A 16,925-nucleotide genomic window follows, 5' to 3' on the forward strand; every position below is an offset into this window, starting at 1 on the left:
GGAAAAATGGAGTCAGCCCATGCACAATTGGGCGCTTATCGCGTCTCAGCTCCATATTTATTTTGAAGACCGTATGAACCTGAAACTTAGATAATCAATGAGGTGACACAGTTAGATGAACACTCTCGCGTGTTGACTGATTAGGCTTTGGGCGAACTTGTTTATTTAAGTCAAAACCATTTTCAGTTAACAAATCAAGCAAACTTTCATGACTATTCTCAGGAAGTGCATTTTTGAAAACAGCTTGTGCTTCTTTCATAAACTCCTCAGCTTCTTTATCCTCATTAGGGGCTAATTGCCATTCTTCGTCTTTAAATCCAATTCGCAGATGGTAATATTTATTCCTTTCTTGATTAAAATAGGAAATAGTCAACAGCCCATCAACAGAGCTTTCCCTTAAGAGCCACTTTTCTTTACTGGGTTTTTGCCTTGCTCCCGCAGCGTCCAGCATCAGGTCTGCTTGTTTTGCATCAATGTGTTTTGAAAAGATAATGGAAGAATTTTCGTTTTTTGATTCCATGACAGTCTCCTACTTGTTTATACTAAACAAAAATTTATTTATAATACAAAAAATAAAAACAAGTCTCACATCCTTAGATTGTCTTATAAAAGGATTCCCAAACTACCTTGATTGTATATCAAGGATATTTTGTTTTCTCCCTATTCGTTACTAATGGCAGCTCTTCACTAAGCATTTCTTCAACTTTCGATGCATCTATCCCTACAATAGACTCTTGTTTAAGTGCATTATACACTCCTTCCATTAATAAGTTACACAATTCGGGTTCTTCTTTATTCAAGTGAGTTAGCTCTCTTTTTAGAGGTATAGAAGAATTACCCGCGGCATATTGTAATACAACTTCCACAGCCTTTTGTATGCAATTATTACTTACCAACCAAACTAAAATATTTTTAACCCCCTCAAGATCTTGTACCTCTATTTTTTCAGGTACAGAACCATCGTTTAAGATTTTTGCCATCAAATTATCTACTGGAAAGCCCTTTCCTAAGCGCTTAAAGTCTTTTGGAGCGATACATACTAGCACATTCGTAAGATCTACCGTTTGTAACGTTAATTGCTCTTTTTCAGAGTCAAAACTGGAAACTTCTGTCCCTCCTATCTCAATTTTTGCTTCGGTCAAGTCACACGCGAAGCCAATACCCACGTAAAGATATCTAGTTGACCAAAAGGCTGCATTCGCTTGTGCAAATTTGACGAGAGTCTTTAGGTCTGGACACCAACCGATTCCTGGTGCATTTAGACTACGCTCCTGATAATCCTCTAGCTCACTTTTGGTAATATCTAAAATAACCTTTGCGGGATGAATCGCTTGAAATCCCTTTTTGTTGAATATTTCTTGGGGCGCTCTAGCATCAAGACGAAACAGAATACGAAAGCGTTGTAATTCCCATAGTTTTTGTCCAACGGTAGGATTCACAAATTGACTCAATTTTTTCCCTATCTTGGAGAAAAGTGAGTTTTCACCTCTTTTTGTTATTGAGGAATTATTACTTTGTTTAGATGAAACTGAAACTTTTTTAGAGCTTGGGGCACGCCCCTTAAAAAAACCTTTAAAGTAACTCATGATATTGTCTATTAACGCGCAAAATGATTGAATTAAATACATTATAGCGCAGCGCGTCACAATTGGTCAAATATTGGGCTTCCTTGTGTGATTTGATTTAAAGGTGATATGCTTTTTTACCCTGTAGAAGTCTTTTAAGGGGCAATTACCGTTTCTTTTGGGACTTCAAAATTAATTCATCTTAAGCTTTATTTCTTTTTGCATAGAGGAGAATTGCAGCAACTGATCTTTTGAAACATAAAGAATGTATGATTTTTGAGTAGAATAGTTACTCTCCAGAAGGATACTAAATGAAGTATTTTGTTCAATCTTCTTTTTGGGATTAACGGGTGTTATTTTTTCTACAAAATGATATGATTTATCTAATTCCTTCTCATTTAGTCCAAATATTTTCCCTAATTCAATAATATCCAGATTGGCTAGATATCTGATTGCCAATTCAACGTCTTTTTCAGTGAGTTGTAATTTTTCTTGCGACATATTGGCTAATTTTTCCTTGTACACTGAGCTGGGGTGCTCAAGTTGAGCATCAAATAATGATGTTTTAAATCGCGGATCCGTTTGATAAATCACATCCCCTATAAATATCTGCTGTCCATTAGAGTGAATAAACTCACTCTCAAGTTCTATTTCACCTTTGAGAGGTTTAGTAGAGTTTTTCCAGTCGGGGAGATCAAAAATGTAGACATTGCGTACACCCAATAACTCTGAAACACCTAGCGTATTTTCAAAGGTTCTAACATGTACATTTCCCATTAAACAACACCATTTTTTACCTTTAGATAGAGAGTGACTTTCACGCTCCATGATTTGAGCAGCAGTATAATTCATATACCTGACCCTAGTATTGTCTAGATGCTGATCATCAATGCCGATTTTTTGGCTGTAATAGACTGTACTTATATCAATTCCAACAACCCGAATACCCGCTTCACGAGCAGCTCTTAATACTGATGTATAATCATTTTGCTGCCACAATGGAGATGTAATTCCTGAAGCTGGACCAAAAGAATGTCTCATTCCACTCCGATTCATCTCATAAAGACGAGACATTAAGTAGGTGGATATCTCACCAGTCTCGAAGAATTTATCTAGATCGCTTTGGTCAGTATCGTAAAACAAGTGTTCCATGAATAAGATTTCATACCCGTACTCCTTCATTTTTTTCATGTTTTCAATTAGTACTCGTTTGGGGCTGATATGCGAATGGGACTCACCAATGATAAATGACCCTTCAAATAAATCTTGTACTCTTTCTACTGTCTTATCAATCATAACAGGTGAAATACTTGAGAAATAACTTTTAATTCTATCTTCAAATTTTTCAGTGTCTAAACAGCAATCCCTTATTGTTCTTCCATTAACTTCATGAATAACCGATAATACAGGAACAATATTCTCACAAAATTTTTTTCGTAGCTCATCAGAGATGGTTTCTTTATTATTCATACAATAAATAATAGTTGTTTACTTATTTATAATAATAGACATAGTATTTTTTTACGCCAAATCCTGACAAAGAAAGCTTGTACACAAGCAACTTTTGCAGAAGTTTTCCCGAGTCAAATCCTCAAACAAGACGGATGGAAAATATTTGAAATACCTCTTTTCGAAAAAGTTCAATGAACTGTCAAACTAACTTCACCCTGAGCAGGGGCAGCCGCAATATTCAAGTTGTATAAGTGTTAGTTCTCAATCTGAAAAAATGAGTTTACCTACGGCCGATTAAAGTTTCACTGGGGCTTCTTTGTAACATTGATAACTTTGGAATACTACAGAACTGCACTGAGCAATCGAATAGCATGTCTCTTGTGATAGCCACTCGACTCAAATCATTCTTCCAGAGTCATGCCTTTTTCACGCTTGTTATGATGCTCGGTAGCGTTTAGACAAATTTTTAAGTAAAGCTCCATCGATAACTTCCTCATGACAATGGTTCCGTTTATTTTTATTCTTCAGTGAGGTTGGTTATGAGGCAATTTGCTTATATAGATACTTATTGTAATTATAGTGCAATTAATGTACAATATAAATCCAGTTAGTGTTTTTGTTAAATTAATAGGTGAAATATGTGGAAATTTTTGAAGTCGATTAGCAATCCAGAAAACGGTAAAACGGGAGAAAGTAAAAAGAGCAAACAAATAATTTCAGTAAGTCAATCTAATAACGGTGGCTTAACGTCAAACATTAGCCCAGACATTTTTCAAAAAGAACTATTGCCGTTTCTTGATTTAAAGTCACTTTTGAACTTGCGACTCAGCTCTACAGAATTGTTTAGCCTAGTCACTCACTTCCTAGGGAATAATCCTAAGGCAAAAGATTTAGGTGTTTTGGCTCTTTCTAAGGGAAGCAATTTTTTTACTGTTGGTGATAATGTAGTGTATCAAAAGCCCGCTACATCTCTTTTTTTTGATGGAGCCGCTGTCTTTTACGGCAAAGAAGTAAAAGTATCTGACGATGATATTAAGAAGTCATTCAACTCAAACACTAAGTTTTTTAGCAAAAAAGGGGATGCTCAACGCTATATCCAAAAAGAAACCAAAACCAATGATTATGAACTGGTTATGGAAAAACCTCATCTTGGATATGTTACCTTAAAAGAAGTAACTCTTGCCAAAATGAAAAAAGACCATGATGGATTTACTGAACCAATGTCTATCCAAGATGCCCAAGAGCAAATTGTAACAATTAATCCAAAATAAAAGTCTGATGCCGCCTTTGCCGAGGCGGCATCACTGTCAAAGAATATGACTTTCCAAAAAAATATTCTATTCATTAACACTGTCGCTGAATGAATCTGAGTCCTTATCTTGGAAAGTAAAATATTTAAATAATTAACATTAGACTGAAATAGCGTAATTAAATGGACACACCCAATTAATGTCATAAACTGCGTTTGACAATAACGTTGTTTTGCTCTTCATCGTTTTTTTCGATTTTCTCAGTTGTTTTGACGCTTTCAACTTTTTCGCTTATTTCAGACTTTGTTTGGCTAGTGCTTTTTTCCATTTTTGCTGACAAGCTGTGTGCTCTTTGTCTCTGAGGAGTACTTTGTGGTGCTTTTTCAGAGAGCGAATCGAAAATATGCGAGTAGGAAGATTTATAAAACTTGTTTTCAAAAGCTATGCTCGTAAGTTTCTCTTTTTCATGTCGATCATTTAAATAATAGATAAAAAATGTTTTAAAACTCTCATCGTCTTTAAATTGCATCCAACCTGAATTAGCATCGAAATAGTCGATTAGGAAGCCTTGGGGCGTCGGTTTTGTTCGTTTATGAATAGCAACAACATGTCCCGCACCTTTGCTGTTATAATAACTAACAAAGGTGGCTGTATTAGTATATTTGCCTACTTCAAGCATTATACGATCGGTGAATTTTTCGAATTGCTTTTCTGGGTTGAGTTCTACATTATCCTCATAACTCTGATCGACATGTTCTTTTTGAGACCGATGAGTTTCATAGATTTTAGGATCAAAACGAACAAGATCATTAAAACTCGGTATTGCCTGTAGAATTCTATCCGTTGCTTTGGTTGGCTGAATAAATACCTCTTGATTACCTCGAAAGCCCATAAAACTATCTTTCTTTATAACATCCTCTGCCCAACGACAGGCTAAGCCATAACACATTCCTTTTTCTAAACCCATTCCGGGAAGCATTGCTTGACTACAATGTAGAACAACCCGACCGCCTAGTTCACAGCATTTTTCTTGATGTCGATAGGCCTGTAACCTTGTTCCATGCTTAATGATCCCTTCCCGTAATTCTTCTGTTTTCGCGGTTACTGTAGTGCATCCAATCGATAAGTACTTTAACGCACGAGCCAAGTCCTCTTGTCCATCAATTATCGCTAACAAGCGTTGTTTTTCAACTTCTCCATGTAATTGAAGCAGGGATACGTCCTGTGGCAAACTTGGAATAACCACTGGACTTGATGTATAAGCAACTTTTAATTTCATCAACAAAAACAAGTTGGCTAATTGTTCAGGGTCTCCACTGTCCAAGTAGTGGTGTTCCAATGCGTCTTCAATATATGCCAGGGTAAATGGATCATCTTTTTCTAAAAGTTTTCCAGTTTTATCAAGCGAGCTATTACTTTCTGGGTGTTGTAAATATTTCAAAAACTCTTTCTTTAGATCTTGATAATTCTTTGCAAAATCTCCCTTAGTACAATTCTCAATGAATTTTATATCGTTCTCGATTTTTTGAATCATTTCACGGCGACGATTGTCTTTATCTGGCATCTTCTCTAAATTTATTTCTTTCAACGAAACAGATAGTTGTTCGAGTTGCACTTTCATGGTTTTTACTGCTAACTCAAATGTACGTGGTTGATGAGCTTTGTATTGAGCGCGCAGTAACTTTTCGGAGTATTTATCAACAATCTCTTTCTGCTTCGGACTTAGTTTTACCAAGTTGGCTTCTTTAACGGCTGAAAATGCACTTAGGATTAGAGGCATTTTAATACTAATACAAACAAATTATACATACAGTATACATTATGTTCAGAAAATATCAAGCCATGACCTACCTAACGAATTGCCTCATAAGCAATGTTACCGAAACAAAAAATAAACCGGACAATTGTTGTGGGGAAGTTATCGATGGGGCTTTACTTAAAAATTTGTCTAAACGTTACCGAGCAGCATACAAGGGTGAAAAAGGCATTATGCTGGAAGAATGATTTGAATCGAGTGACTATCACAAGAAGCTGAAACCTAAAGTAAAGACAGGGTGCACCAACGCATATGCAGAACCTCTCTATTAACAAACAAATGAACTGAACAGCCGAGGGCGTCGATGATCCTGAGGATATAAACGAACGGACCTCATTGCCGACCTCTTCACCTCCTTGGGATACTTCCAAAGAAAGGGTGTTTTTTGTACACAAATGACTATTTATGTGCTATATAAATAAACAATAACTTAATAACTTAATTTAAGGTTGAAGATCATGGGTACAGGAAAAACAGAGTTCATACTATCTACAGCACCATCGGATAATGAGGTATCTTCCATTGAGCTAGCAAAATTAATTATTGGATGCCATGAAAGAAAAGCACTATTCACAGAGCCACCAGAGTCAGAGTTGGCTAGTTTAATCAGTAAAAAAGACGAAAAGGGTCTGGCTTATTGGCTACATTTTAACTCATCTATCAAATATCAATTACGCAAAGCAATTCAATCATGCAACACCAACAACGATTTCTCTAAGGAATTGGTCAAAAACGTCCATCTTATTTTAACAAAACACTTAAGGGAGCTGCAGGACAAGAAAAAATTGACGACCTATGAGTCGGGTGATTTTTCAAGCGATGAGTATATGTTCTTATGCAAGGTTTATGATTCAGTGCGATATAAACGAGATAGACAACCTTTTGAAGCCCAAGAAATAACACCCATATTGAAAGCCAAAAACCGTCGCTTGCGAGAAATAGGACGCTCTGGGCAACTGATATCCATTCGATGTACTGATTATGCCTCACAGGCCACGGCAAGAAAACTTGCAAAAGCCATCACGGGTTTGGCTTTGGGGGATAGGAAACAGTATTTGTACAGTCACTTGAATGGCGCTCACACGATTGGCTTTGATGTAGAAAGAGACAGCTCAGGTGTCTATAGAGTTTTTTGTTTTGAATCTGCAGCCGACCCCAAACACATGGAGGCTCTGGAGTTGTTGTATAAAGAACTAACTAAAAAAGGGTTGAAATTCGAAATCAAATCTTGTCAGTCTCGACTGCAAAAGGACGAATTCAACTGCTCGGTATACACTCTGGCGGTTCTTAGCGAACTCAGTAAATACGACCATGCTTTTGATTATTTGCCAGCGCAGTACGAAGAAGAGATGTCCTTTAAGTCAACCAAAGAAATCGAAATAGAAGAAGGTTACACAAAAAAGAGAAAAGTCAAACTGGATAATATGGATAAAATCAGTTGGGTGATGTTATGTGATATGCCTACCAAAGTTATCGCGATGGGGCAATCTTATGAGGCCATGAAAGTGGCCCTTAAAAAATCCAAAGATTTTGACCTTGACCCGGATGTATTTATTCAATTACATAAAAAGAAATACCATTTCGACCAGTCCAAGGAGCAATCAACTAAATACATCAATCAAAGACGCAAAAACATAGTGGATAAACTGGATGCCTCAATAAAACCAATGCTGGAAAAGTCCTACGAAAAACTTTTAAAGGGATTACCTTTACTGAGATTAATCGATGAGGGTACGGTTCCTGACTTTGAAAAAGAAATAACTGATAATGAGGCCATGAGCGTCGATGAAAAAATGGATTACATTGAAAAATTATTTTTTGTCATCACTAAAAAGTATAAAATTGGAGGAGCTTTTGACTCTTTTGAAGCAATTTCAAGCGTGCCTGCTCATTATTTAAAATCTTTACTCTTATTAAGGAACGAATATCTACTACTTGTAGCATCAAAACCAAGAACTGAATACGAGGAATTTTTTAAAAAGAGTCTTTATGGCACCCCCTTATACTACAAACTCGAAACGCATTGTGAAAAAATTCCCTCCGTAAAGGGTTTAAAATCATTATCCAGCGTCTTTAAAGAATTCTTTCCTAAGGATTTTGTGGCAGGATATTATCAACAACATGACTCATGCGAAGATTTAAAAATAAAAAACCCGCTTGCTGTATTGTTTAAAGAAAATAATCGCCTTAAATCTGCTGAAATCATGGAAAAATTAACTGCCCTCGAAAAAGAATATGGAGGCACTGTTGATTTAAACCTATTTATTCACTCGCAAATACTTGATTTTCTAGGAAAAGGTCTTAACAAGTGCATTCATCATGAGCCCTCCACTAGTTTAATGAAAGTCAAATCAGGACTGGATGAGGCGACCATGCTTAGGTTGATTGAATCAACAGAAAAGTGGAGAATAGCACGAGCTTACGTTATTACTGAAGACAATAAACTGTATTTTTATCATGAAGACACTAATCCAAAGCTCAAAGAAATTCCTATCAATGAAACAAATTTTAAAAAAATAATAGAAACGGTTATGTGGCAAATTAAGAAAGAAGGTGATAACCCCGAGTTAGAGCTTTTTTTAGATAATGAGCAAATGAAGCGAGTCTGTTACAATTTGCATTCAGAGACCTTAAATAGCCTGTGCACCCTAGCTGGATATGCTCCCTATTCGCCAGAAGAATTAAATAACAAAATGAATTTACTCGTTTTAAGAGAAATTTATATCCAATATCTGTCTAAAATATTGTCAAAAGACAAGATGTTGGCTGCAAGAGAATGGGGCTCATTTAAAAGGACACTGTTGGATATTTTAGATGTGGTGCAAAAAGATTGCCCTCTTTCTCCCTCAGCGCGTGAAGCAATTGTAAAGCTTGATGCAGCAGAAAAAGAACACTTAGAGCATCAACGTCAGAGTAATACATTCTTTCAAAAATTTTCAAGTTCTGCAAACAGTGTTACAAAAAGCGTTTTAGAGAAAAGCCTTTCATTTTTTAAATCCGCTAATATCCAGGACATCGTAAGTAGCTACTTCTCCAAAGAACCTGAAGAGCAATGTGGAGAAAAAGGTTATAGACAAGAAAATCACGAAGCCCTCGGTTTCAAACTTTCGATATTTCATGCGTTTTCTGGAGAAGGCGACCGTTGGATACGTTATGAACGCACCAAGCCGCCAGTTAAGAAAATAGACGAATTTGATTGGAAATTCAATTTATCCATTCATAAGGACGACGTCTCAAAAGCTTTTCCTATCATTGCAGAGGTGGCTAATCAAATGAGTTTGGGGACATTTAAAATCATGACTCAAGCACAAGCAAATCGTGTGCAAAATAATGACGTAAAAACCATGATAGGGCGAGAGCTTGTCATTTATGGTAACGCAAACCCGGAGTTCGATGCTGAAAAATGGATAGACGTTTTTGTTAAAATTGAGGAGCGTTTCAAAAAAGCAGGGATTAGAACATCTACTGATATTTCCCCCACTTCCAATAGAAAACTCGGCAAGTACGTAAGCTATACTCACGGCGCATGGACAAATGAAAGAATGGACGTCCCATTTGCTGAAGGCATTAAGGAAACCGCATAGAGGATGAGGACCCTTTCACTGACTATGAATACGATGAAGCTACAGAAGCCCCACACAAAAAGCTTGCATCAAAAAAAACATGTTAACGAAGGACTTTCAAGGCCACATAAAATGCATAATTAACGGTATATATTTTTAACATAAGAGTACGACGGAAAATAATCATGTTTTTCTCAAAGGATCATGAAATTAAGAGCAGCGATACGGTGAAATTTATAAAAGCATTTCCCGTACAAGAGTTTTGGCGTTTTTTTGTTGAACGCTCTCGTTATGATTACCGAGAATCATTGTACCGCTTTGTGTATAAACAACTGATGGGGATTAGTGAGGATGAGTTAATAAAAACGTCTTTAGAAACGATATTGGAACATGAGTTATTTAAAGAGCTTACTCTAGAAGATTATGAGGATACTCTGTGGGAAATTAGCCGCGGCAGCTCATCAGTATTTGATTTTCTTAATCTAGACTCAGAAGGACAAGAAGAGAAAAAATTAAAAGATTTTTTAGACATGCATAGGGGGTGGGTGGGTTTTGAGTCTAAAGAACCTGGTTATTTGTTAGGAATGACTAAAGGGTTATGTTTTCTACTTGATGGCATCAGGCAAAACAGTCAATTTAATGTGGAATTTATTAAAAAATTGCATGGCACGTGCCTTAAAAATGTGAAAAAAACAAGGAACTGCACTAAACCAGGGTGCTTTCGAGAGAGTGAAAATGTTGCGGCTTGGGATTTGATCCCTGAACGATGTGACTCCTTTGAAGGACTATTAGAAAACATTGTTTATTTGAAATCTATTCAAGGAAAATACCTGACTGATAAGAACCGAATGTTCGAGGAGGACCCTTTGTTTATAGAACTATCGTCCCCAAAAGAAAACAGCAGTGAAATCGAAATATGGGTTCAGAAGGAGAAAGGAAAACGTTCTTATACGACCTATTCCTCATTTAAAAACCACGATCCTGGGGAGCTGGCAAAGAAGATTTGGATGGCTGCAAAAGAAGGCATGCATATTCAATACGTCACTTCAGAAAATGGAGGAGGTCTATTAGATAGAGTACATGAAGATTGCATTCAACAACTTGAAAATTCCCTAAAAAAAGCCATAGGCAAACAGGAAAAACTAGTTTCAATTTTCACTTTTTTAAAACACGTGGTTTTATTTCATCCATTTGATGATGGGGTTGGACGGACCTATTCCATGCTCTTGATGCAATATTTGCTTATGCGTGAAAATTTAATGCCTGTGATATTTGAAGATTCTAATATGATTCCAGGACTTTCTGTTGAGCAACTTGTCAACGAGTATATTCGAGCTGAAAAAGAGATGGAGTTGGTTTTGAAAGACCCAAGTTATATTGCTGGTTCAAAATTTTCAAGTCCTAATGTTGATACCAATTCTCTTTTGAAAAGCCAGGGCACTGAGCATCAGGTGATGTTTCAAGACTGCCTAAATCTTTTAAAAAAAACCGTTCAAGAATTGGAGTTATCTTCCACCAGTAAATTGTTACCCGATAAGAACTGCGAAGCTCTCACATCAAAACGTGTTTAATCTTTTAAGAGATCAAATTAAATAAGGCTATGTAAATATTAGAAATAGAAAATTCTTGAAAGTCACATTTTAACACCGATTGTATCAGCCAACTCTTAAGTGGTCGTATTAAATTCTTTGGATACTCATCATTGGTAATTCGTGGTCAAATTGCACTAAATGACCTAAAAAAACCATCATTAACGATTAAATTGTCTTAATATTAGCTTAATTTATATTTGATATAGTTATATTAATTCTGTGTATTAATGGTTCAAAATGGGGTAAACAATGCCAAAACCTAATTTAACACTAAGTATCGATAAGGTAAAACAATATATATTTGATGCTAATGCTTTTACACACTTTAGCTTTTATCCCCAAGAATATCTTAACTCGACTTCAGTAGGACTTTTGAAGAAAAACAATTGGCTTAACAATCGTTATGTAGAAAAGCCAGCCATAAACTTAGAAAAATTAGTTCATGAGGGAATGTCAAAAAAGCAAGCAGAACTCTGTTTGTATTTGATTGAAAATCGAAAACTATTTTGCTGTGCAACTGCTTTTGGAGATGATCGGGTCTGGAAAGAGCGTGTGACAAGTAAATGGAGGTCGAACGATTTTATTGACAGATATTATGGATTAGCTCGGTTTGTATTTGAAGGCCCCATGCATCAGAAAGACAAGCTTAAAAAGCTAGTTGATGACTTGCGTGAGATGCAAGTCAGCCATATACCAGAACAATCCAGAGGCTACGATTTTAAGAAATCTATGGATGATTTAAGTACGTTGGTTTCTGAAGTTCCTGGTATTGATCAAATTAAAGAACATTTTAATAAAAATCAAAAATTGCTCGAAATCATAAATCGGTTAGAAATAGGTGCAAATAGCTACAATCCTCGTTGGGTGAACAGTAGCAAAAAATTAAGTAGAATTATTGATGCTCTTGTAAAAGCTATAGATAATGACTTGGATGTAGATAAATTACTAAAAGATAAAAACAGTGAATTATCCCAAGCCATAGATATGAAGCGCACAATGTGCTTTTTTGATAACTCAAAAGAGAAGCCTACCCATTCAAGAACAATAGTTAATAACTCAATGCCAAAACCATAGTTTATATTGCAATAGATAAGTACTGACAATGTTTTTGATGAATTGGGTACTGGTCATGGGCCTGAGGGGTTACTGATGTTATAACCGATTTATTAGGGGTTTATCATAACCCAATTTTTTCAATCTTTGGTTTAATTTCGCTCTTTATAGCTCTAAATCCCAATTTTTGTCACAGAGAGGATATCGCCTGATACGGCAACCACTTTTTTCATTAGATAGCCATATTCATTAAAATGAAGACCATGGTCTATATAGCCGCTGTTTTTGGCTACTCTGAAGGTTTGCCTATCATCTGGGCAAAAATCACATAAGAATTTTCTACCGGCTTTGTACCGATGATACGATATAAACCTATAAACTTTATTGTCATGATTGTGAGCGCTAGGGTAATCAACAATTTCCTGGAATAAATAAACATCAACGAGTTAAAGAGCGTTTAAAGAAAGAAGTGCTCCATTACCATACCGAAAGTTGTGTTAACTAGTTGGATCCGCCCAAATAATTTTAAATTGTGCAAGGACAAAGCTGCTGTGCGCTAAAAATTAAATTTTGAGTACCCCAATCAGTTGACCAGCTTGCTGCACTTATTGTGGCAGGAGTATTTATTTGTAAAACATTACCCAAAAATATATTATTCGGCTGGTTTGCGATAAGAGCATTAGTAGGTTGCGCAAAGATACTCTGACTGTTGTTCACGTTAAATCTTGTATATAGGTCGTTTATTTGATTGTTGGTTGGTACTGTAGCTGCAACAGCTACACAGTTATTTTTGGGGGGAAGCATACAGCTTGTCCTAGAGTTTGCTGCCAAATCATAACATCGCCAATTTACACCATCTAGGTTAATCGCCGTCAATCCATTGCATGAGGGGACACTTTCTCCTATTTGAGATACTGCAGGAGCTGAAGCTGATCCTGGTGTGAGCACATAACCAAAACTATTTGGGATTAAGGTCCCTTGAGAATTTTGAGCAAGATATCCAGGGGTCATTATTTTGAACCCCATGTATTTATAATAAAAATTTGTTACTACTGGTGTAAGAATAACCTCGTTATGTGTTGATTTATGTATTTCACAGGTGATGGGATCGTTAACATTTGTACACACAACAATATCAACAACGAGAGGGATACCTGAATAAGTGACCGCAATAACACTTCCTGGGCTATTTGAAAAAGTGGTTGTGCTGCTTAATAATAAGCCCGTAATTAAACAGGCATGTAAAAATTTGATGGCTTTCATCTTCATCCTATTTAAAAAATTATATTGTTAGAGTGCATAACAGCGCATTAGCATAACTTTGTCCGGTTGAGAAATGATTCATTATCTGAGTATTAATATTGCGTAAATTAGTTTGACCTAAGTAAAAAAATCGATACCCGCACTCGAGTGGAGCAGGCCCAAAGAAATGGTTTACTCTATAACCTATCCCCGCCATAGCAGTAAAGTTTGTAGTTGTTTGCCCTGCGACAATACTATCAGGAATTATACTTCCAAGAAGTGGCTGCTCATTAAATTTGCTGGTACGAATGATATTAGGTCCAATACCAATGTCTAATGTTAGATTGTGGTTATTATTGTTCCGATTTTTAACAAGAGTCTTAATTGCAAAATAGATAGGCCAATTTGTTATAAAATAATTGTATGAAAGGTTAGTGAATAATTGCTCCTGGGTAACCGTACCTATAATTTTAGATCGTGCCAAATAAAAAGCATTGAGGCCATATGTGAAACTAACATACTCCAACTCTTTTGTATTGAAATAATAGCCAAGTCCAACAAGAGCGTTGCTGTTATTTTGACGAGAAATAGAAAAATAATCCCCACGTGTTCCATTGATCTCAATAACCTGGTTAGTTCCTTGATGACCTATAAACCCACCTAATTGCAATGATAAGTAATAATTTTTCGATTTAGATTTATCTTTTAAGGAAGAAAAATGAGGAATATTTTTTGTTGACTCTGTTGTCTTTTCTGATAAGTTGAGGTTAGGATGATTTATTAGATTGCTAGCTATACTCGCTTCTGATAGTCCTATCAATATCAAAAAAAGATAAAAACAAAATTTTATTTTTAACTTCATTCAAATTCCATATTATTTTATATAAACAAATGTTAATTGCATTTCAATCAGAATACAATTAATAATCGATGATGACTTTGTTTCTTAATCCCACGCAGAGTCTTCTTCCACAAAACTTAGGCAGATCGACGGCTTTGAGGCATTTTCAGTGATGTCATTTTATTGAGCACTCCACTAGCCAACATAGTCTCTTGCTGTTGACGGGAAAAATCACGCGCATGTTGTATCACCAAAAGTTCGTTGGTAACGATGCTCTCCTAATTCAGAGTAATTTCGTCGACCATACTCCCCTGTTTTCTTGTACCGCGGAACCTTGATACCTAACTCACCAAGTCGCTTGCTTAAGACCCTGAAATCAGGACACGCTAATGGGATATTAATGAGCTAAGAAACAAAGCCTTTCATCAACCTTACTCACTCACCTAGAAAAATGAATTTATAATGAACCATTTGTTACAATATAAGTCAAATACGAAAAAAACAGATATTAATGGATTTTATTTGTACAGTTTTACAAATGCAGTCTATAATTATTATGGGTTAAACATAAGTAGGTTTTACTTAATAGAGGTACAGATAATGAAAACTTTATTATCAGTTGTTTGTTTTTTAATGATTAGTTTGTCTTCAATCGCTCTTGTAGGTTGTGGTGGTCCAGTTCCCACAGGTAGTACTGCAAGTCAGAGCATGAAATAGGGTATTTAAACTTTAGAAGCTCAAAGCAATAGTGAGCTTCTAAATCTCATTCAATTTAACGGAACGAGAAATTGATAAAACTCCAGACCAAACAGACTTTTTGGTTAGCTAGTGTAACTACTGCAATACTTATTACCGTCCTGTTTTATTATAATAAACGTACAGAAGTCGATGAAAACAATTATATTCTTTCTACTTTAAAGCAAGGTCTACTGATTAAAAAAATTACCGCGACTGGTACTATAAATCCCAAAAAAGTGATTTCTGTCGGAACTCAGGTCTCAGGAATCGTCGAAGATGTATTTGTTGATGAAAATAGTGTCGTTAAAAAAAATATGGTGCTTGCGGTGTTGGATAAAAAAATCTTTAGTAATGATGTTCAAAAACGTAGAGCCGTGCTCGACAAAATGAAAGCCCGCCTGGAATTGACTAAAATTCGCCTGGAACGAATGCAAAAACTTATCAAAAACAAATTTATATCTGCTGAGGATCTGGATATAAAAATAGCCGAACAGAAAATTGAAGAATCCGATTACGCCTTAGCCCAGGCTAATTTTGAGCAAGCTCTAATTCAAATCAAGTACGCCGATATTCTATCGCCGATTGATGGCGTAGTGATGGAACGGCTTGTAGAGCCTGGTCAAACTGTTGCGGCATCTTTTACCACCCCTGTTTTATTTAAAATCGCCGAAAACATGACCGATATGCAAATTAGAGTGAAAATATCTGAATTAGACATCCCTTTAACCTCAATAAATCAAAAAGCTACATTTACGGTCAGTTCATTCCCCGGGAAGACTTTTCAAGCCTATATAGAAAAAATCATGCTGAATCCAAATATTGAACAAGGCGTTGTTACTTATGATGTGTTAATGAAAGTGAACAATAAAGATAATCTGCTGAGACCAGGGATGTCGGCTGACATCTCGATTGAATTAGCACGAATAGACAACGCACAATACGTTTCCAGTGATGCATTGCGCTTTACCCCACCTGAATTTAAAAAAAGAGATCTCCACAAAAAATACATTTACCTTTTAGAAAAGGGACAAATTGTTCCTGTCGAAATAGAAACAGGGATTGAAAATGACGAGTATACGCAAATATTGGGTGGAAATATCAATAAAAACCAAAAAATAATTTTAGGAATTGATGACCATGAGCCTCATTAAAACCACTTCTCTTTGCAAACATTATAGCTATGATAATAACAATTATGAAACGGGGATCAGTGATGTATGTCTGGATATAAAAAAAGGGGAATTTTTGGCCCTCAGGGGACAATCTGGCTCGGGAAAAAGTACTTTATTAAATATATTAGGCTGTATTGATAGCGCTACTTCTGGAAGCTATAATTTTTGTGGTTTTGAAGTCACTGGCATGAACGCCAGCGAATTATCAAAATTCAGGTTAAATCATATCGGTTTAATCTTTCAATCGTTCCATTTGATGTGGGATCGCAGTGTGCTTGACAATGTCGCTTTGCCCCTGTTGTATAAGGGATTAACCTTGAAAGAAGCCCATAAAAAAGCCAGCCTGTTTATTGAGTCCATGCATTTAACTCAGCAGCTTTATAAGCCCGCCAAAAAACTATCAGGTGGCCAACAACAGCGCGTTGCTATTGCCCGAGCCTTAAGTAATTCACCACAGCTTATTCTTGCAGACGAACCCACCGGGAATCTTGATGAGGAAAATACGTTTATTATTCTCGATGTGCTAAAACAAATTAATAAGGTTTATAACGCAACACTATTAATTGCTACGCATGATGATATAGTAAACCAATATGCTGATCGCATTCTCACCATACGCCAGGGGAAAATTAATTAACAGG

13 protein-coding genes are annotated in these 16,925 nt (G+C 36.1%); 7 read left to right on the plus strand and 6 right to left on the minus strand.

The features are described 5' to 3' along the window. Positions 1–94 precede the first annotated feature (94 nt). The 3 genes from ACWTEW_RS02235 to ACWTEW_RS02245 all read right to left on the minus strand — a co-directional run bounded on the left by ACWTEW_RS02235 (position 95) and on the right by ACWTEW_RS02245 (position 3,035). On the minus strand, positions 95–520 hold the full coding sequence (locus ACWTEW_RS02235; RefSeq protein WP_454780196.1) for a hypothetical protein: 426 nt from the start codon (positions 518–520) through the stop codon (positions 95–97). 118 nt (positions 521–638) lie between these two features. After that, a complete protein-coding gene (locus ACWTEW_RS02240; protein WP_454780197.1) occupies positions 639–1,451 on the minus strand; it encodes a hypothetical protein in 813 nt (270 codons plus the stop codon). Between the two features lie 306 nt (positions 1,452–1,757). Beyond that, a complete protein-coding gene (locus ACWTEW_RS02245) occupies positions 1,758–3,035 on the minus strand; it encodes a membrane-targeted effector domain-containing toxin (protein WP_028378583.1) in 1,278 nt (425 codons plus the stop codon). 620 nt (positions 3,036–3,655) lie between these two features. On the opposite strand from ACWTEW_RS02245, the gene ACWTEW_RS02250 reads away from it, so the two are divergent. Then, positions 3,656–4,288, plus strand: a complete 633-nt coding sequence (locus ACWTEW_RS02250; protein ID WP_028378582.1) for a hypothetical protein — start codon at positions 3,656–3,658, stop codon at positions 4,286–4,288. Between the two features lie 181 nt (positions 4,289–4,469). On the opposite strand, the gene lem8 is transcribed toward ACWTEW_RS02250, so the two are convergent. Continuing rightward, positions 4,470–6,047, minus strand: coding sequence for a Dot/Icm T4SS effector Lem8 (gene lem8 / locus ACWTEW_RS02255; protein WP_028378581.1), 1,578 nt, complete (start codon positions 6,045–6,047; stop codon positions 4,470–4,472). A 41-nt stretch (positions 6,048–6,088) separates the two neighbouring features. Here lem8 and ACWTEW_RS02260 point away from each other — a divergent pair, with 41 nt between their 5' ends. The 4 genes from ACWTEW_RS02260 to ACWTEW_RS02275 all read left to right on the plus strand — a co-directional run bounded on the left by ACWTEW_RS02260 (position 6,089) and on the right by ACWTEW_RS02275 (position 12,312). Next, entirely contained in the window at positions 6,089–6,271 is a 183-nt protein-coding gene (locus ACWTEW_RS02260; RefSeq protein WP_028378580.1) for a hypothetical protein, read from the plus strand. Positions 6,272–6,541: 270 nt separating this feature from the next. After that, on the plus strand, positions 6,542–9,667 hold the full coding sequence (locus tag ACWTEW_RS02265; RefSeq protein ID WP_454780198.1) for a hypothetical protein: 3,126 nt from the start codon (positions 6,542–6,544) through the stop codon (positions 9,665–9,667). 164 nt (positions 9,668–9,831) lie between these two features. Beyond that, complete coding sequence (locus ACWTEW_RS02270; protein WP_028378578.1) at positions 9,832–11,217, plus strand: hypothetical protein; 1,386 nt, start codon at positions 9,832–9,834, stop codon at positions 11,215–11,217. 270 nt (positions 11,218–11,487) lie between these two features. Continuing rightward, positions 11,488–12,312: a hypothetical protein gene (locus ACWTEW_RS02275; RefSeq protein WP_028378577.1), complete on the plus strand. Its 825-nt coding sequence runs from the start codon at positions 11,488–11,490 to the stop codon at positions 12,310–12,312. A gap of 504 nt (positions 12,313–12,816) precedes the next feature. Here the strand turns inward: ACWTEW_RS02275 and ACWTEW_RS02280 are convergent. Both ACWTEW_RS02280 and ACWTEW_RS02285 read right to left on the minus strand, forming a co-directional pair. Then, entirely contained in the window at positions 12,817–13,554 is a 738-nt protein-coding gene (locus tag ACWTEW_RS02280) for a hypothetical protein (protein ID WP_028378576.1), read from the minus strand. A gap of 19 nt (positions 13,555–13,573) precedes the next feature. Further along, positions 13,574–14,395, minus strand: a complete 822-nt coding sequence (locus tag ACWTEW_RS02285; protein WP_050598488.1) for a hypothetical protein — start codon at positions 14,393–14,395, stop codon at positions 13,574–13,576. A 767-nt stretch (positions 14,396–15,162) separates the two neighbouring features. On the opposite strand from ACWTEW_RS02285, the gene ACWTEW_RS02290 reads away from it, so the two are divergent. Both ACWTEW_RS02290 and ACWTEW_RS02295 read left to right on the plus strand, forming a co-directional pair. Next, positions 15,163–16,263, plus strand: a complete 1,101-nt coding sequence (locus ACWTEW_RS02290) for an efflux RND transporter periplasmic adaptor subunit (protein ID WP_028378573.1) — start codon at positions 15,163–15,165, stop codon at positions 16,261–16,263. Continuing rightward, entirely contained in the window at positions 16,250–16,921 is a 672-nt protein-coding gene (locus tag ACWTEW_RS02295) for an ABC transporter ATP-binding protein (RefSeq protein ID WP_050598487.1), read from the plus strand. The genes ACWTEW_RS02290 and ACWTEW_RS02295 overlap by 14 nt, the downstream gene beginning before the upstream one ends. Positions 16,922–16,925: the final 4 nt, after the last annotated feature.

This window comes from Legionella stuttgartensis, assembly GCF_977063405.2.